This window comes from Corynebacterium sp. CCUG 71335, assembly GCF_024454075.1.
Lineage (GTDB): Bacteria > Actinomycetota > Actinomycetes > Mycobacteriales > Mycobacteriaceae > Corynebacterium > Corynebacterium genitalium.
On sequence record NZ_JAGPYY010000001.1, the window covers coordinates 108,585 to 131,951 of the forward strand.

Sequence of the window (23,367 nt, forward strand, 5' to 3'; positions counted from 1 at the left end):
TGGTAAAACCGGCTCTTCTCTGGCAGCAACGCATTCTGCTGTTAGCAGAATCAAGCCGCGAGAAACACCTCTAGACGCGCGGTTGCACACTCTATTAGCTCGGATGACCGGCGCGTTACTTCACGTGTTGTCAGATCGAGCGCACCCGAGACAGCATGAAGCACCTCAGATGACGGATCTTTTAAGCCGCGCTCAATCTCCGATAGATACTGCGTGGAAACCCCCGCACGCTCCGCGACGTCTGTTAGCCGGTCCCCACGTTCAGTCCTCGCTTCGCGAATGGTTTCCCCTACCGCCTCGCGCCACAGTTTCTGTGGCCAGGTGCCCGTTTTCCAATCGCTTGAACGATCTTCAAACTCGCTAGTGTCTGACATTTCCGTATTCCTTGTTCTGCTGGTGCTCTGCCGACTCGACGATTACCTCGATATATGCAGGGATAATATCTTGGACCGCTTCTCGGCCAAACTACGTCTACATAATCAGACATAAATGAGGATAACCAGGAGAGCCTGCAAGGTTGGATACTCGAGGACCAGAACCAAAAAATCGCATTCCCAACCTCTGCGCTAAAAACATCCATGCGTTACGACCTAGATGACCGTTAAGGTGGTGAGCCATGCAGAACGCGGGCTCCGCTACCCGTTGGGGTAGGAGCATTGTTGCCGCGGGGGCAAACCACACCATTGGTATTGCCTCGAATGGAACGACGCTTTCCACCGGAGCAAACTTCGATGGAGAGTGCAATGTCTCCGAATGGAATGGCCTGCATTCGGTCAGTGCATCTCCGGTCCACCTGGCCCGTAATACTGGGAAGTCCCACACCCTTGGCCTGCAAACGGACGGAACGGTTCAAGCGGTCGGTTGGAACCACGCCGGACAATGCAATGTCGATGAATGGATGAGCATGGTATCCGTTGCCGCAGGATGACGCTTCAGCATTGGGACCGACAACGAAGGGAATGTGCGTGTTGCCGGCCGATTCGAATCCGATTCTCTTCACGACTGGCGAGAAGTAATCGAGGTTGCAGCGGGAGACTGGCACGTCGTTAGCAGGCGCGCTGATGGCCGGGCGTTAGCAGCGGGGAACAACTCTCGAGGCCAGTGCAACGTTTCGGACTGGAGAGATCTTCAGAGCGTTTCCGCCGGTTATCTACACTCAATCGGTTTGATGTCCGATGGTCACGTAATCTGCGCTGGGATGAAGGCACACTGGGATGGGTGCGAGCAGTGGGAGAACGTTGTCTCCGTGTCAGCCGGTGCCTACCACAGCGTCGGGTTAACCTCCGAGGGCACAGTAGTGGCTGCAGGCAGCAATGACTACGGCCAGTGCGATGTTCGAAGTTGGCAGCGGATTGTAGCGGTGGTTGCTGGAAGCGCTTTCACTGTGGGAGTGAAGGATGACGGAAGAGTGATCGGGACCGGAGATAATCGTCATGGCCAACTAAACCTAGATTCTTGGCAGATCGATATCGCGCGGAATCGATTCGGCCCGATGAGACCTTGACCACCGACAGCCTAACGCGACTGAAACGAAAGAGGGCACCCATCTCAAGTTTCCCTTCACTCAATCAGACACTTAACCGAGCGGTTATGTCACCAAACGAAGAAATATTGCAGGTGCCATGGCTCGAGCCCACAATGGGGACCATGAGTGACATCACCTTCGGTATCCGCCAAATCACCTTCGACTGCCACGATCCTTCTAAGCTCGCCGAGTTCTGGTCAGCTGCAACTGGCTGCGGGATCTCTGCCGACTACGGTGACTTCGTCATGGTCGATTCCACTCCGGCACTGGGGTTTCAGCGCGTTGAGGATCCCACGCCTGGGAAAAACCGCATGCATATCGATGGCGGCGGCGTTGAACGCGAGACTCTAGTGGAGCGTCTCAAGGGTTTGGGCGCCACCGAACTGGGCACCCACGAGGTGCCGGGGCTCGTATGGACAGTCATGCAGGATCCGGAAGGCAACGAGTTCTGCGTAGGCAACCCCGAAGCCTAGCTTGCTTCACTCGGACACTGATGCGGGTGCGACGGCCTCACGCGTAGCGTTGTAGGCATGCGCATTTTCACTGTGGGCCACTCTAACCTCGAGTTCGAAGACTTTGCCGAGATGATTAGGGCTGCCGGTGTGGAATCCATCGTGGATGTGCGCAAGCTGCCCGGGTCCAGGAAGTACCCGTGGTTCAACGACGACCACCTCGCCGAACACCTTCCCACGCACGGCATCACTTACAGCAGAAGCGAGGGCCTGACCGGGCGGCGCAACGTGTCTCACTCCGTACCGTTTGAGGTCAACGGCAACTGGCGTAACCGCAGCTTCCACAATTACGCCGACCATGCGCTTGGCGAGGAGTTCTCAGACGCGCTCACGCAGTTACGGGCGAGCGCCACCGAAACCCCCACAGCGATCATGTGCTCCGAGGCGGTGTGGTGGCGCTGCCACCGACGCATCATCGCCGACCATCTCCTCGCCCACGGCGACGAAGTTGAGCACATCATGGGGATGGGTGCTGATGGGGCTAAGGTGAGCGAGGCCACGCTCAACGACGGCGCCGTCATCGGCGACGACCTCCTCGTGCGCTACCCCGAGCGCGGCTAGCTCCCACACCAGCACCGAGCCTATACCAAAGCTGTGGGTATCCGCTTGTAGGGTGGGCGGCATGAAAGATCTGACCATTGCGCCCGGCCCGGGGGTCCCCGGCGGTGTGGTCATCGCCGCCGCCGACCTGACGGAACGGTTCTCGAAGTCGTCGGGTCCGGGTGGTCAGGGCGTCAACACCACGGACAGCAAGGTGCAGCTCTCCCTCGATGTCGCTGCGTGCACATCGCTTTCCGACGCCCAACGTCGCCGCATCCTACGCAACCTCGAGCACCGCTTGGACGGCACCGTCCTCACCGTGGCCGCGTCGACCCAGCGGTCGCAGGCCCGCAACCGCGCCGAGGCTCGCGAGCGTATGGCCGCGCTGTTGCGCGAGGCGCTCGTCCCACCCCCTCCCCCGCGCCGCAAAACCAAACCGACGCGGGGCTCGGTGCGGCGACACCGCGAAGCGAAGAAGCGGCGTTCAGAGCTCAAGTCGACGCGGCGACGGCCGCAGATCCCCTAGTTCGGGGCAGATCACCGGGATCGGGATCCAGTCGGAGGATACCGTCGCAGGGGACTTCGAAGGGAGTTGGTCCTATCCTCTGCACCGACCCTCGTATCACGCAGTGCCCAGCAGCTCCCGGATACTGACGACCGACCTCGTCGCCTTGCTCACGCCACCGCCCTGGACGGTGGACGGCGGAGGGTAGAGAAAGATGCCCTGGTTCAGCGCCAAGGACGCCACCTCGTCCTGCCAGCCCGGCCAGCGCTGCCAGGAGGAATGCCGAGTAGCCGCCACCGAGCCCGTCCCATTCGAGGGTGTCCGACCCGAAATAGCAGACCTCGCCGGGTGCGACGCCCAGCGCACCGCCGTCGATGGCGAATAGGCCACCTAGAACATCGTGCCCGACGACGAGCTCGCCGGGCGGCGCTGAAACGGAACCTCCCAGCCCGTTGGCTTCGGCGATGCTCGGCAAGTGCTCGCTGCCGCCGCCGTACAGACGCACCCAGCCGTGGTCTACGACGATGCCACCGGTGTGCAGCGCGACGGCTCCCATCGCCGACGCGGCGGTGACCTGCAGCTCCCACAGCGAGCGCCGCCCTTGCTCTGGGTCGACGGGCAGCACGGCGGCGTCGGATTCGGCCAGCGCCTGCTGAAGATGGGGCCAGGCCGGATTGTCGACGGCGACGAGGCTTTCGATATCACGCATTGGGGTTCCTTCGCCTGCCATGTTCATCCGCAAGGGTGGGTGGTGAGCACCGGGCTATACGTGGAACTTGAACTCCACGGTATGTCGTTGCAAAGTTACTTTCTCGTTAGCCTGCAACAATCAAAAAACAGTAATTTGCGTCAGTACACAGAGAACATATGGGGCGCACGGAAACACGCATTGGTTTTGCGGGATGGGCGTGGACGCCAACGTGAAGATTCTGGAGAAGTTCGCCACCCGCGTCACCCCCGTCTTGGGGTGCCAGCCAAACCGCAAAGGACTAGTCATCGGCTACCCCATCGACTAATTCTTGCAGGTCACATGACCTTCGCGTAACTGTCAGTACAGTCTACGTTGAATAGTTCAGCGTACCGTGTATTGTTCAGCACATGCTGACTATTGCTTCACGCCTCGACGTCATGAACCGGCTCGGCCGGGCCATGGCGGATCCGACGCGTTCCAGAATCCTGATGACCCTACTTGACGGCCCGAGCTACCCGGCCGTGCTTTCGCGCGACCTGGACCTAACCCGCTCGAACGTCTCGAACCACCTGACCTGCCTGCGCGACTGCGGCATCGTCGTCGCCGAGCCAGAGGGCCGCAAGACCCGCTACGAAATCGCCGATCCGCACCTCGCGGCAGCGCTCGACGCGCTGGTGAACGCGACGTTGGCTGTCGATGAAAACGCCCCCTGCATCGACCCTGAGTGTTCCGTGCCCGGCTGCGGCGAGAAGGGAGCGGACGTATGAGCTCGGCGTGTGGGTGCGAACACGAACCCGCCAAGGAGATCGAAGAGCTCGATCGGCCATGGTGGAAGGACCCCGAGTTGCTACTGCCAATCTTCTCCGGCGTAGCCCTCTGCATAGGCCTGGCGCTGGACTGGTCCGGGCTGGAGACACCCGCAACAGTACTGTTCTGGGTCGGCCTGCTGCTAGGGGCGTATACCTTCGCGCCCGGCGCAATACGGAACCTTGTCATGAAGCGCAAGCTCGGCATTGGCTTGCTGATGACGATCAGCGCGGTCGGCGCGGTGATCCTCGGCTTCGTCGGAGAGGCCGCGGCGCTAGCGTTCCTATACTCGATCGCCGAGGCACTGGAAGACAAGGCGATGGACCGGGCCCAGGGCGGACTGCGGGCACTGTTGAAGTTGGTACCGCAGACCGCGACGGTGCTACGCGACGGCACGGCGGTCGAAGTCGCAGCGAAGGACCTCGTGGCTGGCGAGCTGATGCTCGTGCGCCCCGGGGAGCGGATCGCCACGGACGGCATCATTCGGTCTGGGCGCTCCAGCCTTGACACCTCAGCGATCACCGGAGAATCCATTCCGGAGGAGGTCGCGCCCGGCGACGAGGTCCCCGCGGGAGCGATCAACTCCGCCGGTGTGCTGGAGGTCGAGACGACCGCAGCTGGAACGGACAACTCGCTGACCACACTCGTGGACCTGGTTGAGCAGGCGCAGGCGGAAAAGGGCGACCGCGCCCGGATCGCCGACCGGATTGCCCAACCCCTAGTGCCCGGGGTGATGATCCTGGCGGTGCTGGTCGGCGTGATCGGCTCGCTGCTGGGCGACCCCGAGACGTGGATCACCCGTGCGTTAGTGGTTCTGGTCGCAGCGTCGCCGTGCGCGCTGGCAATCTCCGTGCCGCTGACGGTCGTGGCCGCGATCGGCGCGGCCAGCCGGTTCGGAGTAGTCATCAAGTCCGGCGCGGCGTTCGAGCGGCTCGGCGGCATCCGTCACCTGGCGGTGGACAAGACCGGAACCCTCACCCGCAACCAGCCCGAGGTTACCGGCGTGATCCCGGCAGACGGATTCGATCGGGCGCAAGTGCTTGCCTTCGCGGCGGCAGTTGAGCAGCAATCCACGCACCCCCTCGCCGCGGCGATCGCGGCAGCGGGGCCCGAAGCGCCCGCCGCCCTGGACATCAGCGAGGAAGCCGGGCACGGCATCAGCGGCACCGTCGAAGGTCGACGGGTGCTGGTGGGCAGCCCCCGGTGGATCGACGCCGGGCCGTTGAAGGCAGACGTTGAGCGCATGGAGTCCGAGGGCCAGACCTGCGTCCTGGTCACCGTCGATGACGCTCTCGCTGGGGCGATCGGGGTCCGCGACGAGTTGCGGCCCGAGGTGCCCGAAGCCGTGCAGGCCCTGCACGCCAACGACGTGGAAGTAAGCATGCTCACCGGTGACAACACTCGCACCGCCCGGGCGCTGGCTGAAATCGCCGGAATCGACGACGTGCGCGCCGAGCTGCGACCCGAGGACAAGGCGAGCATTGTCGCCGAACTCTCCTCCAAGACGCCGACGGCGATGATCGGCGACGGCATCAACGACGCACCGGCACTGGCGGGCGCGACGGTGGGCATCGCGATGGGAGCGACCGGCTCTGACGCCGCGATCGAGTCCGCTGACGTCGCCTTCACCGGCCACGACCTCCGGCTGATCCCGCAAGCGCTGCAGCACGCCCGCCGAGGCAGCAGGATCATCAACCAAAACATCGTGCTGTCTCTGGCCATCATCATCGTGTTGATGCCGCTGGCGATCAGCGGCGTGCTGGGCCTGGCCGCCGTCGTGTTGGTTCACGAGGTCGCCGAAGTCATCGTGATTTTGAACGGCCTGCGGGCTGCGCAAGCGAAGCGCTGAGACACGCCTTCGCCCAGCGCGCTGGCTCTCCAACGCGGATCATGGAAGGATCGAGCTGCTTAGGGACCAAGCGTCATCTCAAAACTTTTGGTGCCGAGCTTCATCGACACGGCCCGCGACTACCCGGGCAGTGTGTTTGGCAAAGGGCCCGACACCCATCAGGGTTGCCGAACCGTCGCCGGTCCAGTTGCCGTAACCAACTAGATGCAGATTCTTCACCGCGGTTTCGCGGCCGCGCATGAGGTGGCGGAATGGGCCGAGAGCCGGACGGAAACCCGTGCACCAAATCAGGTGGTCGTGGTCGAGCTCGCTCAGGCTATCGAAGATGGGGGTAGCGGTGAGCTGACCGGAGTTGCGGAGCTCACGTAGATGAGGAAGCGCGACAATATCCCCGAGGGTCGGGCCGGAATCACCGCCGAGAATCGGACGGCGGCTGCGTAAGAAAAGATCACGGCCATCGACATCATCAGGCATCCAGCGAGGCTCCTCAAGCGTGAACCATGTGACCTCCGACGGCCCGATGAGGTCGGCAGCGATCTGGGCACCCGAGTTCGCCCCACCGACCACCGCGACCTTCGCGCCGCGGAATGGTTCAGGCCCGGGGTAGGTCGACGAGTGCCACTGGCGTCCGCGGAAGGTGCCAGGATAGTGGGGCACGAAGGGCGCGGACCACGTGCTCTGCTGTGAACTGACCGGCAGACGTGTCCAGATGGAACACCCCACCATCAAGAGAAACGCTGCGAACGCGCACTGGGCGCCGAACCGGGAGGTCGTAGCGCCGTTCGTAGTGTTCGAGGTAGTCGATGACATGGCGTGCCGGCGGATACCCCGGGTACTGCGGCATAGGCCAGCCGGGCAGGTTGGAGAACCCCGCGGCGGAGAAAAGCGTCAGTGAAGGCCACGCGTGCAACCACGCTCCGCCGGGTTCCTCTTGATTGTCTAAGACCAAGAAGTCCACTTTGAAGCGCCGCAGGTAGTATGCCGTGGCTAGGCCGGACTGGCCACCACCGACGACGATGGCCGTGTGATGCTCAGCCAATCGATCATCCCTCCATAAACTCCCCATCGAGAATGGTCAGCTTCACGCGCATGCCGCCCGCGAGCTTATCCTCATCCAGCAGGCCAGCTAGCTGGATCGACTCGAACCTGTTGTCGGCCACGGGGCTCAATGACTGCGATCGAAAGGTCAGCAGTTTCAGAAGTAACGTGCAGGGGGAGCTTCTCCACCCCGCGTTACACGTTGAACTTGGACTCGACCACATTCCATATTCTTATAACGTCTCGAGCGATGTGCATACACACTCCAGCTCACAGTGTCCTGCAAACTCGCTGTGTGACGCGATTTATGCCGCTCAGTGCAGCCCGCGCCGGAAACGTTCTGCGTCCTCCTCGTTCCGTCGTGCGTCGTTTTCGTACGAGGCAGCGATTCTCCTAAACAAACCAGCCACTCGAGGCGCGATGTCGGCGAATGCTTGGGCCTTGACTCGATAGTCCGCAGCAAGCCTGAGCTCCTGCTCGCCGCCGTCTTCCAAGCCGCGACTAGTAACTCCACGACTATTAAGGATATAGAGGCACAAACCGGTCTCAATGTGATCAAGCTGCACTTCTTCAATGAGATCCCGCACGACGTTGCCCGGCCAGGTGCCGTCAGCGTCTGGTGGGGTGTGGCCGAGAACCTGGCCAATCTGCTGCAGGCCGACCTCGGTCCGGCCTCGTTCAGCCAGGAGCTCCATAGCTCGATCAAGCCAGGCTCGAAGCACCTCGGCATTCATGACGCCATCGACGAGGCCGGGCGGTGTGTCCCATGCATTGAGTAAGCGGTACGCATTGGTTGCCAGGGAAGCGTCGTGTTGTTCTTCGCCAGCCGGGTCCTCGGCGCCTTCTCCGTCCTCGCCGCTCGGCCGGGCACGGTAAACAGTGCACACGATCTCGACGAATTTTGCAGGGTCGGCAGCTAAGCTTTCGGATAGCGCTGGGACTCTCGCGTCATAGCCGAGCGCCGGAAGGTACGACCACTGTAGTCGAACAAGGCAGCCAGGCTCAAGGTGCTCGCGCATAGCTTCGAGGTAGGCGAAGAGCCGCTGAAAATCATAGGACGATAGATCACGAGCAGCGGCAGATGGAGTTTGATCTGCCAGGAGCCCGTCCAGTGCTCGCACAATGAGTTTCGCTACCTGGGGACGCGGACCGTCCTTGTCGATGTGGGTGTACATGCTCATGAGATGTACAACGTCGGCGTGGCGGCCAACTTGGATCAAGTGCTCAGCAATTTCGTCGATCTTGTCAATGTCTTGCCCCAAGCCGATTGTCTGGAATGCCCTCCAGTACCGGGCCTCAAGATCCGGGTCCGTATCAACCAGAGCCCATACCTCCGCGAGGTTGTCGCGCGCGACAAGCAGGAGTCGAACACGTTGATCGACCGTAAGATCGCTCTGTTCAAGGAAGTCTGTGATCAGAGCGAAACCTTCTAGGGAATAGCGAGTCGAGAAATACGACATCGCGGTGCTGGCGAGATCCTGGTCGGCAGACGTCAACCAACCGAGCAACTCATCATCGTGCGACGAGCCGATTTTCGCCAAGGCGATACCAACGGCCCCCGGCACCGACGCGTCTCGTGCCAGTCTCGTGATGGCGTCAAAACCGCCCTCGGCCTCGATCTTCTCTACGGCTTGGACGCGTCGGCGCCCGAGCTCACGTTCAAAGGCTTCATAATCATCTTGTTTGTGAGCGCCGATATACGGAGTCCATGATTGAAAGAGTCCGATCAGTCGGACATACGCAGACCTCGGCTGGTAGCGCGCTGCCAGTGCGTCGAGCTTGCCGAGTTCCTCGTCGGGAAGTGTCCAGGCAGCATCCGGAAACTTGCGATGACGGCCGATGAGGTCCACCAGGGTTCGCCACACCGCTTCTCGAAAGTCAGCCGTAAACCGCGGCTGGTCGGCCATCGATTCGAGAGCATCCACCACTCGCGCTCGGTCTGCTGGTGGTAACTCTGCCGTGTGAGAAAGGATCGTTGACCAGCGCTGCGCATCCTGACCAGCATCTTCGATGCAACGCTCTACCGCGGCGGTCGTCATCTTCCAGAATTCGCCGTATGTCACAGATAGTTTGTCCGGCCTCCAAGTTCGGAACGCAGGTGTACTAATCGGGAAATGTGTCCCGTGCCCCTCAGGAAGCATGCTGCACTCCAACTTCCAGGCGACGCCAGGGCGTCTTCGGCGCAACGTGTCGAGGACAATAAGTCGCCGGTCAGGATCGACAGAGCTATCTGGATGCCACGGGCGGAACATTGCAGCCAAAGAGGCCGCGGGACGGTTAGCCAGCCGACCACCCGGATCGATCTCGTCAAGGCGTGCCAGGAGATCGACAGCACGTCCGAAATGATCAGAGGACCAGGACACGCACTCGAGCGCCCACAGCAGATTGCTGTGGGGAGTTCCGCCCGAGAAGATTCCCGATTCGTCGGCGTTGTCCTGGAACATGGTGGCCAATAGAGGGGCATCGCCCGCTGTTGCTGCACTGACCGCATCGAGGAAGGCGTCCGGCCCGGCCTCAGCGAGGAGGGGCAAGATGTCAGCTAATGATTGCCACGCTCGCCCGGTATCATCTGTCGACGCCCATTCGAGTAGCTTCCCAACCAGATAGTTTGCGAAGTCTGACCCTGATACTCCACCCGACAAGACGACAGTTTCGCCGTACATTCCCAATAGAGCGAGCGACTGAGCGAGGCCGCGGCGGAGGTCACCGGAGTAGCGACGGGTTTTGCCATCAATCGATGCTCTCCACCGTTGATCCCGCGGTAGGTCGAGGGCCGGATCATCCTCTGCGAAGACCCTCTCGACGATGGTCTCGAACCGCTTCATGTCATCGTGAGTCAGCTTCGGCACCAACAGCATCCAAGCATCCACCGGTGAGACAAGATGCCAAGCTTCGCCAGTGCGGATTACCAGAGGATCGGTAGGATTGTCGGCTGTTCCTGTGATCGCCTCTCTAAACGACTCGTAGTCGGTTCCCGTGAGCGCCTCGAGGATCGAACGATCCCATTCTGCATTGTCTCCCCAGGAGCCAACCAACAGGATTGATCGGAAGTTTCGGGACGGACTCGCATCAGCCCAGGTCGGTCGATGCAGGACGGCCTTTACAGCCAAGTTTCGCCGCAGACCGGTCAAGCTTCGCCGTGCGAGCCTACCGAGCTCATCGGCCCTATCTCTATCTGTGACTCCGGCGCTCGTCAGCGCGACTGCTGCCTCAGCAGCATCCAACGCTGGAAGTGTGACGTCGGCACCTTCGTTGGAGACAACCGGCACACAAAAGTTGTGCACAGTACCTGCGGGGATCTCGCTTGCCAACTCGGGCCTGCGAGGGACCAAGACGAGCGGTTGGGACGAGGTTGTCAACTGCCTCCATGTGGATATGTCGTCGACGAATGCGAGCCGTGCGAGCATCTGGCCGCTGCCCTGGTCATCAAGGTTGACGGCGATCGCAGCGATGAAGGCGCATACTTCCTCCATCGAGGCGCCAGCAATCGTAGTGACGGAGCCGGATGAACCAAGCCGGTCTTCAAGATCCTTGGCAGTGTCAGTTCGACCGGCGAGCACAACTTTCGGTATCAATGTTGGATTCGTTTGTGCTGCCCAATCTCGCCACCAGGTCAGACCGGTGCGAAGTCCGTATGGAGAAAGCCCCAGTTCTTCCGACAGCCACGCCCATGTAATTGGGGCGGCCTCAAGCCAGGTCTCGATATCATCAAGCCCGAAAGCCTTGACGTCTCTCCAGACCTGGTCGTTTCGCTTATTTGTAGCCCACTTGTCCCGTGCCGTCCAAGTGCGCAGGATCACTTCGATATAGGTGCATTCAGCGGTCCGTGTGCCGTCTGGAGTGTCTGTTCGCTTAGAATAGTCCTCATCGGCCTTCTTGTTAGGGCTGGAATTAACCGACAACTCCCATACCGACAAACCATCTGGAACCCAAGCCGTCGCTTCGGTTGCCCGAACAGAACCGTCCCAATCCCCTGCTGCCACGCCGTCGCCTGCGGGCATCCCTAGCTGGACCAACCCCGGTGTCGTTTCAAGGATGAGACGACGAACCAGACGCGGGAGTTCAGACTCCGAATTACGAGTATCGGCCCAGTTCTTCAGCTTACTTCGGTCAATGTAGCCTGCTCTAGTCCTCACGGGACACGCCTCCAGTCGCGCAAGTTACTCCCCATAAACAAGGTCGCTCCAGATCCAGCTTTAGAGAGTTTAATGGATAACCGATTCCTTATACCTGAACGCGCAGCCCCAAATTGATCAATATCAGAAGAGTAATTACGGCAGAGCACTATATGTTGAACTGGACCACCACGTTTCACATAACTACAACTTCACAGCGCTCAGTCACGCTCTGGGCCGCTCATCCGTGTTATTCTGGTGTCACGTTGTGCTGGTGTGACTATCCTTCATCTGCAGCATGACGGGAGTAATTGCCTGGGGCGTCACTGGATTGGACGTCTGGCGACAATGGTCGCCACTGGCCCGCGCGACGGAACGGGCTCGCCGAATACGCCTGAGGGGATGGACCCCGGGCCGGAGCGCCGATTGGCTCCGGTAGCGCCTTCTTGACGGAAGGAGAAACGCTACCGGGAGTTTCCATGGGCGCATTCGCCTTACCGTCACTAGAAGACGAGAAAACACTTCTTACCCTGCAGGATGCGGTGGCCGAAGGTTTCGGCGGCTACTCCACCCTCCGCAAGTACATCTCCGAGGGGCATCTGCGCGCCAGGAAAATCGGTGGGCGCATCAAGATCGAGAGGGCTGACCTCGAGGCCCTCAAACGCCCCACCGGCCGCCAGCCGACATTTGAGGATATCGAGTCGGCCGTGAGCCGCATCGCCGCTGCTCCCCCGCTGAGTGATCAGCAGATCCACCGTCTCGCTCGGCTCCTGGGCGGTGGCCAGCAATGAGCACAAGTAAAAACCCCGCCAGCCTGGGGTGAACTGCACCCCATTAGTTGGACTGAGAAATCAGTTACCGACTAGTGGGGAGCAGTTTTCATTGAGAGCACGAAGTTCGCTGAAAGGGCCTGACCCCGATGCAGTATTAGAATCAGACCCTTGAACCCCTCACAGCCTAGAATTAAACCAGTCCAACTTTCGGGGGCTAGTTCATGTATAGGGGGAGCTTGGCAGTGGTAGTCAAAATCTCCACCTCGCTCTCGATTCCACAATCGTTCAGCGTCCTTGTCGGTGAACTACTGAGCTACGCTTCAAACTACCCCAATAACGCGAAGCGTCATTAACACCCCGCGTTACACGTTGAACTTGAACTCGACCGAGTTTCAGTCGAAAGCTACCTGCCTTTTCGCACCATCCCCCCGGTATCGTCCAGTCAGCCGACCTGAAAGCCGCACTCGATCGCGATCTCGGTCTGTGCCCTCTCACCAACACAATGCCTATTCGTCGCTTGACGCTGCTTGAGACTCAGGTTCCGAAAACGCAGCTGATCATGGCTTGGATTGATATACCGTCCCTCCAGGTGATCGCATCAGACCAGTACTACCGCTCCGTCGATGCTGAAACTGTCCGATACAAAAGCAGAACACGGGGAGTCGACGTCGAGTTGGAGGTCGACGGTGACGGAGTGGTCGTACACTACCCTGATCTCGCACGGCGGGTCTGATCCGGAAACAACTCTAACTAAGCTGGGCGGTATGAACGACCTGACCATCGCACCCGGCCCGGGCATCCCCGGCGGCCTCGTCATCGCCGCCGCGGATCTGACGGAGCGGTTCGCGAAGGCGTCGGGCCCGGGCGGCCAGGGCGTCAACACGACGGACAGCAAAGTGCAGCTCTCCATCGATATCGCGGAATGCGCATCGCTTTCCGACGCCCAACGCCGCCGCGCCCTGCGCAACCTAGAACACCGCCTGGCCGGCACGGTGCTCACCGTGAGCGCGTCGACGCAGCGGTCTCAGGTCCGCAACCGTGCTGAGGCGCGCGAGCGCATGGCCACCCTATTGCGGGAGGCGCTCGCCCCGCCGCCTCCCCCGCAGCGGAAGACGAAGCCGACGCGCGGCTCGGTGCGACGCCGTCTCGAAGCGAAAAAGCGGCGCTCGGAACTCAAGTCCACGCGACGGCGGCCCCAAATTCCCTAGTTCGAATCATCCGCGTGCATATCCTCACGCTGACGGACCTGGTTCGGGTAACCGCTACGCCGAGACAGCGTGAACCGGCTGAATTCGCTCGATCTCGGCGAGGATTTTGTCTTCTGCCACATCCAGGTCGTACTGGGTCTGCAACCCGAGCCAGAACTGGGGGCTCATCTCGAAAAACTTCGCTAGACGAAGAGCAGTGTCCGCGGTTACAGCGCGCTTACCGTGAACAATTTCGTTGATCCGGCGGGGCGGAACGCCGATGGAGACGGCGAGCTTGTGCTGGGTGATCCCCATTTCCTTGAGAAAGTCCTCCATGAGGATCTCACCGGGGTGAACCGGAGGGAGCTTGTCAGTGGTAGTCAACGATCTCAACCTCCTCTGGCCCCGCGGCGGACCACCGAAAACAGATCCGCCACTGGTCGTTGATTCGTATGCTGAACTGACCCCGCCGATCACCTTTTAACGCCTCGAGCCGGTTTCCCGGGGGAATCCGTAACTCATCAAGAGTCTGCGCGTACCCAAGCTGGCGAAGCTTGCGCAGCGCTACTGAGTGAATGCGGGAATCGATCGAGCGAACCCGCTCTCGATTCCACAGACGCTCAGTGTCCTTGTCAGCGAACGACTGGATCATGCTTCACCCTATCCCCCATAACGCGAAGCGTCAATAACGCTACACGTTAAATTTGAACTCAACCACGTCACCATCGGCCATGACGTAGTCCTTGCCCTCCTGGCGGACCTTGCCCTTCGCGCGGGCCTCGGCCATGGAGCCGAGTTCGTCGAGGTCATCGAAGGCCACGATCTCAGCCTTGATGAAGCCCTTCTCAAAGTCAGTGTGGATCACACCGGCGGCCTTCGGAGCAGTGTCGCCCTTGTGGATCGTCCAGGCGCGGGACTCCTTCGGACCAGCAGTCAGGTAGGTCTGCAGGCCGAGGGTTTCAAAGCCGGCGCGCGCGAGCGTCGACAAGCCTGGCTCGTCCTGGCCGACGGCGGCGAGGAGCTCGGCGGCGTCTTCGTCGTCAAGCTCAAGGAGCTCGGTCTCAGTCTGCGCGTCGAGGAACACGGCTTCAGCAGGCGCAACGAGTTCGCGCAACTCGGCCTTCTTCGCGTCATCGGTGAGCACCCCCTCGTCGGAGTTGAACACGTAGAGGAACGGCTTCGCGGTCATCAGGTGCAAATCGCGCACGAGCGCGAGGTCAATCTCGCCTGACTTGGAGGCGGCGAACAGCGTCCGATCTGACTCCAGGATCTCCTGTGCCTTTTTGGCCTCGGCGGCCTGGGCAGCGATGTCCTTGTCTTTGCGGCCGTCTTTCTCCAGGCGCGGCAAGGCCTTCTCGATCGTCTGCAGGTCGGCCAAGATGAGCTCAGTGTTGATCACAGAGATATCGCTGGCTGGGTCGACGTGGCCGTCGACGTGGATGACGTTGTCGTCAGCAAATGCGCGAACCACCTGGCAGATCGCGTCCGCCTCGCGGATGTTGGCGAGGAAGGCGTTGCCCATGCCCTCGCCCTCGGACGCACCCTTGACGATGCCTGCGATGTCGACAAACGACACCGTCGCCGGAAGAATCTCCGCGGACTCGAAGATCTCCGCGAGGCGGTCCAGGCGTTTGTCCGGCAGTGGCACTAAGCCGACGTTGGGTTCAATGGTGGCAAACGGGTAGTTCGCCGCCAGAACCTCATTGCGGGTCAGCGCGTTGAACAGGGTGGATTTGCCCACGTTAGGCAGGCCGACGATTCCAAGAGTAAGGCTCACGCTGGCCAATCATAACGTACGCCCCGGCTGCCAGTTCAGACTGGGCCGGGGCGCGGCCAGCCGCAGGCTAGCGCGGCTATGGTTACAGCTCGAGGCCGAATTGACGGGCAATGTCACCCGCCTGCCGAGCAAGCGGAACCGCCCTAGCTATTGCGCTGGGAGGAGCCAGAAGAACCGAAGGAGCTGCCATTGCCTTCGCCACCACCGGGTTGTGCAGGGGCTGCGCCGCTGCGGTCGATGGTGAACTCGTCGACAACCGAGTTGTCGGCGACATTGTGCGTACGCACGGTGAGCGTATTCTTGCTCACCTCAATGTTGGCGTAATCCGGGTTGTAGTCCTGGCGCCACACAGCGATCTCCGGGATGGCAAAGTCCTTACCGTAAGTCTGGGAGACATCGGTGAACTCCTTGCGCTTCTTACCGTCGCGGGTGTGGAAGTCGTAGTATTTGCCGCCGCCTGCGGTCGTGGTTGTCATGTAGACGGTCTCATTAGCCTTCGGGCGCAGCACGTCGCCGGGCTTCGGCGTGTCTTCCGGGATGACGGGCTCGGTGCCGTTCATCAGGTGGCTGCGGTTGTACATGTGGTCGTGGCCGTTGAGCACCAGGTCCACACCGGTTTCGGAGAACACCGGCGCAAGGCCTTCGCGCATCTGCGTGATCTCTTTCTCGTGGTAGCGGCCACCGTGGGAGTACGGAGCGTGGTGCATGACCACGATGGTCCAATCCTTGTCCGCGCCGTGGGCAGCGGTAGTCTCGCGCACGAACTGAGACTGCTTTTCGATCGCCCGCTTGCGCTTCGAATCGATCGGCTCGGAGTACTTGTTTCCGGTTTCGTTAGAGTCCAAAACGATGAACAGGGCATTGTTGCGCTCGAAGAAATAGTTCGCGTCACCCGGTTTCGCGTTTGGCAGGTTCCCGTGCTCTTTGAAGTGCTTATCGACGATAGACGTGGGCAACAGCTCGTGATTGCCCTTCGCCATAGCGAGCGGGTAGGACTGCAGCTCTTCAGCGGTAAAGAACGCCTCCCACTGTTTGATCGGGTCACCCCAGCCCTCAGCTTGGTCACCGGCGTGGACGATGAACTGGGAGTCCGGGTAGGCGCCGGTGGCTTGGCGGACCGCAGTGCGCCACGCTTCAGCCTGCTCGTCCACTTTGAGGTTCACACCGATCTGGGCGTCGGACAAGGTGAGGAAGTTCCAGCTGTCTCCTGCCGGCTGGGTGCGGAAGGTCGCCGCTTCGCTCCATCCGCCCTCATCGGAGCCGAGCTGGTAGGTGTACTCGGTGCCCGGCTGCAGACCGGTGACGGTGGCGTGGTTGGCGCGGTAGGCGATGGCGCCGAAGTCAGCCTCCGTAGCGGCCACTTCGTTCACCGCCTCAGGGGCGTCAGTCGGGTAGTACTTCACAAACTCCTGGCCGTTGTAAGCGGTGCGCCAGGAGAAGTTCATGTCGGCAGAGGTAGCGCCGACATGCACGTGACTGGACGAGATCGGCCCACCGGCTGCCTGGCTGGATCCTCCAGGCTGACTGGACTGCGCAACAGCTTCTGGTACGGCGGTGAACGACAGACCGAGCGCGAGGGACATCGCGGCTGCGGTCACTTTCAGGGAACGGGCGGGAGTCAGCGACATGGGAGGCCTTTCAGCAAACAGGCGCGGCACGGGAAGAGCAGCGTTCGCAGGCAAGGTATCACGGACGGGGTGTGGTTGCTGGGTGAGCGGGGAGGAATCGTCGATAAGCATTGCTTAGCGGGGCTGCTGGTGCTTCGGGCACAATAGTCTCCGTGACTGAAACGACGAAGGGTGGCGAGGACGCGGGCGCCGCCATGGCCTCCGGTTCCGCGCAAAAGCTCGCGGAGGAGGTCAAAGCCTCCGATAAAGCTAACGCCGGCGACAAGAAATCCCACGAATACGACAACCGCGTCGACCGCGCGGTGGTGTTCAACTCGTGGATGAAATCGACCGCGCTGTTCTCGCTGCGGATGGTGGCCATCTTCATCCTCATCGGTGCGCTGGCGTACCTGGTGGGCAAATTCTGGGCCGGCATCCTGCCGATCGTCCTCGCACTGATCGTGTGCACCGTGCTCGAACCCGTGACAAGCTTCCTGCGCAAACACGGCCTCCCCGGTGCGTTGTCGGCGCTGATATCGATGCTGCTGGCGCTGGCTGTGCTGGTGTTCTTCGTGTCGATGATCCTGCCGGACATCATCACGAACTCCCGCGTCCTTGCCATCCAGGCTGGGCAAGGGCTGCAAAGCCTGGCGCTATGGCTGCAGAACCAGGATTCGCTGCCGTTCAGCGTGGATGCGGAGCAGATCAACGAAGTCGTCCAAGACTCGATCACCTGGGTCCAAAACCGCGCCGGCGCGATCGCAGGCGGCATTTTCTCCGGTATCAGCACGGCGACGTCGATGATGATCACCTTCGTCGTTGTCGTGGTCCTCACCTTCTTCTTTCTTAACGACGGCCCCAAGTTCCTCCCCTGGGTCCGCTCCGCCACCGGCGGCCGCGCCGGACTGCACGCCACCGAGCTGCTCACCCGCATCTGGAACACGCTGTGCGGATACATTCGCGCCCAGGCGGTCGTGTCGTTTATCGACGCTGTCTGTATCGGCGTCGGTCTGTGGGCGGTCGGCGTGCCCATGGCGTTCACCCTTGCGGTGATCACGTTCATGGCAGGCTTCATCCCGCTTGTCGGCGCAATTGTCGCCGGGGCGCTTGCCGTGATCATCGCGCTCGTTTCCCTTGGGTTCACCGAGGCGCTCATCGTCCTGGGCATCGTCATCGCCGTCCAGCAGCTTGAAGGCAACGTCCTCTCCCCGCTGCTGCAGTCCCGCGCGATGAACCTGCACCCTGTGGTCGTCTTGGTCTCCGTCACAGTCGGCGGCGGTCTCTTCGGCCTCGTCGGCGCGTTCCTAGCTGTTCCCGCCGCCGCGACCGTTGCCGTGATCTTCCGCTACATGCAGGACATGCTCCAGCTGCACGCCGGTGAAGTCAGCGCAAGCGACCTTGAGTTCGCCACCGACGTGGGCAAGGCGCTCGCCGAAGCAGAAGAGCAGGAAAGCGCGGCGCAACGCGATGAGCTCATCGACAACCATGTCTGGAAAGCGCCGAGCATTGACGACGAGCCCGACGCACCCGCCCCCTCCCCCGGCTCAACGCTCGTGCGCCAGTGGAACAAGGTGGCCGCCCGACGCCGCTCCGACAAAGCAATGGACAAGACGGCGGACACGACAGAGGACAAGACCGCCTCAGCGAAGACCGGCGGCGACGGCGCGAACGGCTCGAACGGCTCAGCACGGAAAACTCGCCGTTTCGAACTTCCGTTCGGTACATCCAAGGGTGGCGGCGAGGACATGTCCTAACCGTATGCAAGGGTGAGACACATGAGTTCTGTGTCCCCAGCGCTGACTTTCACCCTTGTCTTCCTCGCGTTCATTCTCGGGCTGCTTGCCGGTGCGGCCGCGATGCACCTATTGCGCCGCCCCGCATCCCCGCCTTCCCAGCCGCCGCGGCAGGATGTGCGGCGGGAGTTGGAGCCGTTGGAGAGGGCCGTCGATAAGCTCGCGGCGCAGTTGCGTGACATGGATGAAGATCGCGCTGTCGCCCACTCAGCGCTCGCCGGGCAGGTGCAGGCCGTGACGCGTGCGAGTTCGCGGCTGAGCGATCGCACGGATCAGCTGGTCAACGCGCTGCGCTCACCGAACACGCGCGGGCGTTGGGGCGAGATGCAGCTCGAACGTGTCGTGGAGCTCGGCGGCATGGTCAAGTACTGCGACTTCGATGTGCAGCAAGCAGCGCGTATCGACGGTCAGCTGCTCCGCCCCGACATGATCATCCGGTTAAGCCGCGGCCGCAACATCGTGGTGGATGCGAAAGTGCCGTTCAGCGCCTACCTCGACGCGCTCAACACGGAGGATCCCGAGGAGAAAGCCGGCTATCTGCGCAGGCACAGCCACCTACTGCGGCAGCACGTGGCAACACTCGGGCAGAAAGCGTACGTCGAGGCTTTCGCGCCGACGCCCGAGTTCGTGGTCATGTTCATCCCCGCCGACCCCTTCCTCGACGCAGCGCTCGAGCAAGATCCGCAGTTGCTTGACGACGCATTTGCGCGAGGCGTTGTCATCGCCACCCCCTCCACCCTGTTCGCGTTGTTGCGCACCGTCGGGCTGGGATGGCAGCAAGAAGACATCAACGCGAAGGCGGCCGAGGTGCAGCGGCTCGGTGCGCAGCTGTACACGCGGTTGGGGACCATGGCGGAGCACTACAACCGCGTCGGCGGCTCGTTGGATAAGGCCGTCGAGGCGTTCAATGCCACGCTCGGGTCAATGGACGCCCGCGTCATGGTCACCGCACGCCGGCTGAAAGACCTCGACTTGCCCGGGCGTACGACTAGTGAACCCACCGAACTCCGTGCGGTGACTGCCCGGGCACGCACCGCCAACGGGGAAGAAAGTTCGCACTCCCACGTCGAGTAAAAGCTGTCCGCGCGCGGCGGCACGGTAACATCACACAACGTGTCGCATGCAACGTCCCGATCCTCAACGCAGTCAGACCCGGCAATGCCCGGTTTCTCGACGGGATCCGGCGTGGGCATCATCATCGCGGCCCTTGTCACTGGCGGCCTACTGTCCGTCTACAACGAAGCAATCGGGTGGCCGTTCCTAGCGCTGTTCGCGGTGGCCTCCTTGGTCGTGGTCACGTTTGTCAACCCGCGCGGGCTGTTTCTCATCGTTGCGTCCATCCCGCTGCTGTACACATTGTTTTTGTTGGTAACGGGCACCCTCAACGCGTACTTCCAACTGCCGGAAGGCCAAACATCGCTGGGACGCACCTCTGCCCTGCTCATTTTGTATCCGCTGGTGCAGTTCTTCCCCGTGATGGCAATGGTGACCCTCGGTGCGCTGGTCATCGCGTTGTTGCGCTACCAGCTGCTGAAAAGGCACAACGAAGAGATCCGCCAGCAGGAACAGCGCCAGCGCAGGCAGGCTTCCGAATCGAATCGTCGTACCCAACGTGAGGCGACACGCTTCCGTGAACGGACCACCACGCCGGGCAAGGTCACCGTTGAAGAGCTACTGGCACGAAGCAACGAGCCCTCCGCTTCTAGGCGTCCCGCCCAACGTCTCGCGCCCAGCAACGCACGTTCGAAGGGCCGAGACGAACCCGTGCAGCGCAGCAATGCTCGACGCTCGGACGGGCGTGATCTCCGTCGCGTCAGCGCGCAAGACGGCCGCGACAGTGCATGGGACAGCCGAGATGGCGGCCGCGGATCATCTCGGCGGGTCAGCCACCGTCTCCGCGAAGACCTCTACGACGACTAGCCGCCACTACCCCGCCTGGCGCGGCGGGCGCAGGTCGCGCGGCAGCGCGAAGGTGATGGTCTCGGTGGTCGTGGTGACCTGCTCGACGTTGTCGTAGCCGCGCTCGGCGAGGTATTCCACGACTTCACGGACAAGGATCTCGGGCACGGATGCGCCGGAGGTGACACCGACCGTCGTCACACCGTCGAACCAGGCGTCGTCGATCTGGTGCGCGTAGTCAATGAGGTGAGCGTCGTTCGTGCCGTTCTGCAGTGCGACCTCGACAAGGCGCTTCGAGTTGGAGGAGTTCTGCGACCCGACGACGATCATCAGCTCGCATTTCTCCGCGATCGCCTTCACCGCGACCTGGCGGTTCTGGGTGGCGTAGCAAATATCGTCGCTCGGCGGATCTTCCAGATTCGGGTACTTCTTGCGCAGCAGAGCGACGATCTCCATGGTCTCGTCGACCGACAGCGTGGTCTGCGACAACCACACCAGCTTCTGGTCCTCCGGGAACTGAGGGGCGGCGTCGACGCCCTCGACACCGTCTACCAGGTGCACCACGTCTGGCGCCTCGCCAGCGGTACCTTCGACCTCTTCGTGGCCTTCATGGCCGACGAGGAGAATGTGGTAGCCGTCGCGGGCGAAGCGCTTGACCTCATTGTGGACCTTGGTCACCAGCGGGCAGGACGCGTCGAGAGCAATGAGCTGTCGCTGCTGTGCCGATTCGCGCACGGCCGGTGAAACGCCGTGTGCAGAGAAGACAACGTGCGCGCCCTCAGGCACTTCATCGGTCTCCTCGACGAAGATGACACCGCGCTTGGACAGCGTCTCCACGACGTACTTGTTGTGCACGATCTCTTTGCGCACGTAAATGGGGGCGCCGTACTTCTCCAGCGCCTTTTCCACCGTCTCCACTGCACGGTCAACACCAGCGCAGTACCCGCGAGGGGCGGCGAGAAGGACGTTTTTTCCGGTGCTCGTCATGTGCCCAAGGGTAATGGATGTGCGGGCGAAAAGGTAAGCTGGTCCCGCACAACGGAAGGGGGCTGATGCCCATGGCGGGCGCACAACCGCCGAAGAGCACGCCGGAGGCGCCGTGGTCCGTCTCGCAGGTCAATGACAGCGTCAAGCAGTGGATTGAGCGTTTGGGTTGGCTGTGGATTGAGGGTCAGCTCACGCAGATCAATGTGAAGCCGTCGTGGCGGTTTTCCTACCTGACGCTGCGTGACACGCAGAAAGAGATGAGCATTCAGCTCACTGCGGACACGAAGATGGTGCGCTCGCTCGACGCCCCGCTTAACGACGGCGACCGCGTCATCGTCCTCGGCAAACCCGCCTTCTACGCCGGACGCGGTTCCTTTTCTTTGTGGGTCACCGAGATCCGCCACGTCGGCGAGGGTGAGCTGCTGGCGAAGATCGAGCAGCTGCGCAAGACGTTGGCTGCTGAGGGGCTGTTCGATCCGGCGCGGAAGAAGCCTCTGCCGTTCCTGCCGCGCCGCGTCGGGCTGATCACCGGCCGCGGATCTGCCGCCGAGCGCGACGTGCTGTCGGTGGCGAAAGACCGCTGGCCGGCGGTGGACTTCCGCGTGATCAACACCCCGGTTCAAGGTGCCGGCACCGTCCCGCAGGTCGTGGAGGCGCTGCGCACTCTCGACGAGGACGAGACTGTCGACGTGATCATCATCGCCCGCGGCGGCGGCTCCGTCGAGGACCTGCTCCCCTTCTCCGAGGAGTCGCTGCAGCGTGCGGTCGCGGAGGCGTCGACGCCGGTCGTCTCAGCGATTGGCCACGAGCCGGATAATCCCGTCTTGGACAATGTCGCTGACCTGCGCGCGGCTACCCCCACCGATGCCGCGAAGCGTGTGGTTCCGGATGTCGTCGCCGAGCGCCAGATGCTTGACGACGCCCGCTCCCGCCTCTCCTCCGCCCTGCGCTCCTGGGTCAGGCGCGAACGCCACGGCCTGAGCCAGGTGCGTTCCCGCCCCGCTATGGCGAACCCCCTGACCCAGGTGACGTTGCGCCGCGAGGAACTCGACCGCGCCACCGCCGCCATCCGCCGCGACATCACACGCCTGCTCAAGCAGGAGACCGCAGAGGTCAAGGCCTTGCGTGCACAGGTGTCCGCCCTCGGTCCAGCCGCAACACTCGCCCGCGGCTACGCGGTGGTCCAGGTCCAGCCGCGCGACGGCAGCGAGCCGGAAGTGGTGACCAGCATCGCCCAGGCTCCGCCCGGCTCGCAGCTACGCATCCGAGTTGGTGACGGTTCCATCACCGCAGCCAGCATGGCCGCCACACCCGCCGAATAACAGCTACGCACCCAAGGAGAACCCACCATGGCAGATAACACTTTCGGCCAAGGCACCCCGAACGCCGACGCAATCCCGGACCCGTCCTCCCTGACCTACGAGCAGGCGCGCGATGAACTGGTTGAAACCGTGAAGATTCTCGAGCTCGGCCAGATGAGCCTCGACGAATCCCTGAAGTACTGGGAGCGCGGTGAAGCCCTGGCCAAGCGCTGCGAAGTGCTTCTCGACGGCGCCGAGAAACGCATCGAACAAGCCCTACAACAGGGCTCCGACGATGAGGAACAGGCAGAGTAAAGCCGCCTTCAGCCGAGGCCGCCGACTCATCCGGCCCAGCTGCCTCAGCCGAGGCCGCCGCCTCATCGCGTAGCCTCCCTAACCCTCCTTACCCCTCCCCTAACCCGATTAGCTAGAAACAGACGACTAGAACGTCCGAAAATCAG

24 protein-coding genes and 1 pseudogene are annotated in these 23,367 nt (G+C 61.9%); 16 read left to right on the forward strand and 9 right to left on the reverse strand.

Annotated elements, in window-relative coordinates; translation table 11 throughout:
- Positions 1 to 50: 50 nt before the first annotated feature.
- Positions 51 to 374, reverse strand: a complete 324-nt coding sequence (locus tag KBX19_RS00510) for a helix-turn-helix domain-containing protein (RefSeq protein WP_005290928.1) — start codon at positions 372 to 374, stop codon at positions 51 to 53.
- A 242-nt stretch (positions 375 to 616) separates the two neighbouring features.
- Here KBX19_RS00510 and KBX19_RS11340 point away from each other — a divergent pair, with 242 nt between their 5' ends.
- From KBX19_RS11340 to arfB (KBX19_RS00525), 5 genes are all read left to right on the forward strand, one after another.
- On the forward strand, positions 617 to 928 hold the full coding sequence (locus tag KBX19_RS11340) for a hypothetical protein (RefSeq protein ID WP_370686972.1): 312 nt from the start codon (positions 617 to 619) through the stop codon (positions 926 to 928).
- Positions 929 to 961: 33 nt separating this feature from the next.
- The gene (locus KBX19_RS11345; protein ID WP_370686973.1) at positions 962 to 1,504 is read left to right on the forward strand and encodes a hypothetical protein; all 543 of its coding nucleotides are present in this window, start codon (positions 962 to 964) and stop codon (positions 1,502 to 1,504) included.
- Positions 1,505 to 1,647: 143 nt separating this feature from the next.
- Positions 1,648 to 1,998, forward strand: coding sequence for a VOC family protein (locus KBX19_RS00515; RefSeq protein ID WP_370686974.1), 351 nt, complete (start codon positions 1,648 to 1,650; stop codon positions 1,996 to 1,998).
- A 57-nt stretch (positions 1,999 to 2,055) separates the two neighbouring features.
- Positions 2,056 to 2,598 carry a DUF488 family protein gene (locus KBX19_RS00520; RefSeq protein WP_255997029.1) on the forward strand — a complete coding sequence of 181 codons (543 nt, stop codon included), beginning with the start codon at positions 2,056 to 2,058 and terminating at the stop codon, positions 2,596 to 2,598.
- 61 nt (positions 2,599 to 2,659) lie between these two features.
- A complete protein-coding gene (gene arfB, locus KBX19_RS00525) occupies positions 2,660 to 3,103 on the forward strand; it encodes an alternative ribosome rescue aminoacyl-tRNA hydrolase ArfB (protein ID WP_255997030.1) in 444 nt (147 codons plus the stop codon).
- Here arfB (KBX19_RS00525) and KBX19_RS00530 read toward each other — a convergent pair.
- On the reverse strand, positions 3,069 to 3,818 hold the full coding sequence (locus KBX19_RS00530) for a DUF2625 family protein (RefSeq protein WP_083770327.1): 750 nt from the start codon (positions 3,816 to 3,818) through the stop codon (positions 3,069 to 3,071). The genes arfB (KBX19_RS00525) and KBX19_RS00530 overlap by 35 nt on opposite strands.
- Before the next feature lie 172 nt (positions 3,819 to 3,990).
- Between KBX19_RS00530 and KBX19_RS00535 the strand changes: the two genes are divergently transcribed.
- From KBX19_RS00535 to KBX19_RS00545, 3 genes are all read left to right on the forward strand, one after another.
- A complete protein-coding gene (locus KBX19_RS00535) occupies positions 3,991 to 4,098 on the forward strand; it encodes an alkane 1-monooxygenase (protein WP_232210303.1) in 108 nt (35 codons plus the stop codon).
- An 82-nt stretch (positions 4,099 to 4,180) separates the two neighbouring features.
- A complete protein-coding gene (locus tag KBX19_RS00540) occupies positions 4,181 to 4,540 on the forward strand; it encodes a helix-turn-helix transcriptional regulator (protein ID WP_005290942.1) in 360 nt (119 codons plus the stop codon).
- Complete coding sequence (locus KBX19_RS00545; RefSeq protein WP_255997031.1) at positions 4,537 to 6,429, forward strand: cation-translocating P-type ATPase; 1,893 nt, start codon at positions 4,537 to 4,539, stop codon at positions 6,427 to 6,429. The genes KBX19_RS00540 and KBX19_RS00545 overlap by 4 nt, the downstream gene beginning before the upstream one ends.
- Before the next feature lie 78 nt (positions 6,430 to 6,507).
- On the opposite strand, the pseudogene KBX19_RS11350 reads toward KBX19_RS00545, so the two are convergent.
- A pseudogene (locus KBX19_RS11350) lies at positions 6,508 to 7,495 on the reverse strand (NAD(P)-binding domain-containing protein).
- Between the two features lie 286 nt (positions 7,496 to 7,781).
- Complete coding sequence (locus KBX19_RS00560; protein ID WP_255997034.1) at positions 7,782 to 11,450, reverse strand: hypothetical protein; 3,669 nt, start codon at positions 11,448 to 11,450, stop codon at positions 7,782 to 7,784.
- 611 nt (positions 11,451 to 12,061) lie between these two features.
- On the opposite strand from KBX19_RS00560, the gene KBX19_RS00565 reads away from it, so the two are divergent.
- From KBX19_RS00565 to arfB (KBX19_RS00575), 3 genes are all read left to right on the forward strand, one after another.
- A complete protein-coding gene (locus KBX19_RS00565) occupies positions 12,062 to 12,373 on the forward strand; it encodes a helix-turn-helix domain-containing protein (RefSeq protein ID WP_255997035.1) in 312 nt (103 codons plus the stop codon).
- 433 nt (positions 12,374 to 12,806) lie between these two features.
- Entirely contained in the window at positions 12,807 to 13,088 is a 282-nt protein-coding gene (locus tag KBX19_RS00570) for a putative glycolipid-binding domain-containing protein (protein ID WP_255997148.1), read from the forward strand.
- Between the two features lie 31 nt (positions 13,089 to 13,119).
- Complete coding sequence (gene arfB, locus KBX19_RS00575) at positions 13,120 to 13,563, forward strand: alternative ribosome rescue aminoacyl-tRNA hydrolase ArfB (RefSeq protein ID WP_255997036.1); 444 nt, start codon at positions 13,120 to 13,122, stop codon at positions 13,561 to 13,563.
- A 54-nt stretch (positions 13,564 to 13,617) separates the two neighbouring features.
- Here the strand turns inward: arfB (KBX19_RS00575) and KBX19_RS00580 are convergent, their stop codons facing one another.
- From KBX19_RS00580 to KBX19_RS00595, 4 genes are all read right to left on the reverse strand, one after another.
- Positions 13,618 to 13,878 carry a HigA family addiction module antitoxin gene (locus KBX19_RS00580; RefSeq protein WP_040424570.1) on the reverse strand — a complete coding sequence of 87 codons (261 nt, stop codon included), beginning with the start codon at positions 13,876 to 13,878 and terminating at the stop codon, positions 13,618 to 13,620.
- Between the two features lie 34 nt (positions 13,879 to 13,912).
- The gene (locus tag KBX19_RS00585; protein WP_005290974.1) at positions 13,913 to 14,194 is read right to left on the reverse strand and encodes a type II toxin-antitoxin system RelE/ParE family toxin; all 282 of its coding nucleotides are present in this window, start codon (positions 14,192 to 14,194) and stop codon (positions 13,913 to 13,915) included.
- Positions 14,195 to 14,233: 39 nt separating this feature from the next.
- Positions 14,234 to 15,319, reverse strand: coding sequence for a redox-regulated ATPase YchF (ychF, locus tag KBX19_RS00590; RefSeq protein WP_255997037.1), 1,086 nt, complete (start codon positions 15,317 to 15,319; stop codon positions 14,234 to 14,236).
- A gap of 143 nt (positions 15,320 to 15,462) precedes the next feature.
- Positions 15,463 to 16,947 (reverse strand): metallophosphoesterase family protein, encoded by a 1,485-nt coding sequence (locus KBX19_RS00595; protein WP_255997038.1) that lies wholly within the window; start codon positions 16,945 to 16,947, stop codon positions 15,463 to 15,465.
- Positions 16,948 to 17,099: 152 nt separating this feature from the next.
- Here KBX19_RS00595 and KBX19_RS00600 point away from each other — a divergent pair, with 152 nt between their 5' ends.
- The 3 genes from KBX19_RS00600 to KBX19_RS00610 are packed head-to-tail and all read left to right on the forward strand — an operon-like array spanning position 17,100 to position 20,639.
- Positions 17,100 to 18,680, forward strand: coding sequence for an AI-2E family transporter (locus KBX19_RS00600; protein ID WP_370686975.1), 1,581 nt, complete (start codon positions 17,100 to 17,102; stop codon positions 18,678 to 18,680).
- A gap of 21 nt (positions 18,681 to 18,701) precedes the next feature.
- Positions 18,702 to 19,793, forward strand: a complete 1,092-nt coding sequence (locus KBX19_RS00605) for a DNA recombination protein RmuC (protein ID WP_255995708.1) — start codon at positions 18,702 to 18,704, stop codon at positions 19,791 to 19,793.
- A 39-nt stretch (positions 19,794 to 19,832) separates the two neighbouring features.
- Positions 19,833 to 20,639, forward strand: a complete 807-nt coding sequence (locus KBX19_RS00610) for a DUF6542 domain-containing protein (protein ID WP_255995709.1) — start codon at positions 19,833 to 19,835, stop codon at positions 20,637 to 20,639.
- Between the two features lie 6 nt (positions 20,640 to 20,645).
- On the opposite strand, the gene KBX19_RS00615 is transcribed toward KBX19_RS00610, so the two are convergent.
- The gene (locus KBX19_RS00615; protein WP_255997040.1) at positions 20,646 to 21,605 is read right to left on the reverse strand and encodes a 4-hydroxy-3-methylbut-2-enyl diphosphate reductase; all 960 of its coding nucleotides are present in this window, start codon (positions 21,603 to 21,605) and stop codon (positions 20,646 to 20,648) included.
- Positions 21,606 to 21,676: 71 nt separating this feature from the next.
- Here KBX19_RS00615 and xseA point away from each other — a divergent pair, with 71 nt between their 5' ends.
- Positions 21,677 to 22,927 (forward strand): exodeoxyribonuclease VII large subunit, encoded by a 1,251-nt coding sequence (gene xseA, locus KBX19_RS00620; protein ID WP_370686976.1) that lies wholly within the window; start codon positions 21,677 to 21,679, stop codon positions 22,925 to 22,927.
- A 27-nt stretch (positions 22,928 to 22,954) separates the two neighbouring features.
- A complete protein-coding gene (locus tag KBX19_RS00625) occupies positions 22,955 to 23,221 on the forward strand; it encodes an exodeoxyribonuclease VII small subunit (RefSeq protein ID WP_255997041.1) in 267 nt (88 codons plus the stop codon).
- Positions 23,222 to 23,367: the final 146 nt, after the last annotated feature.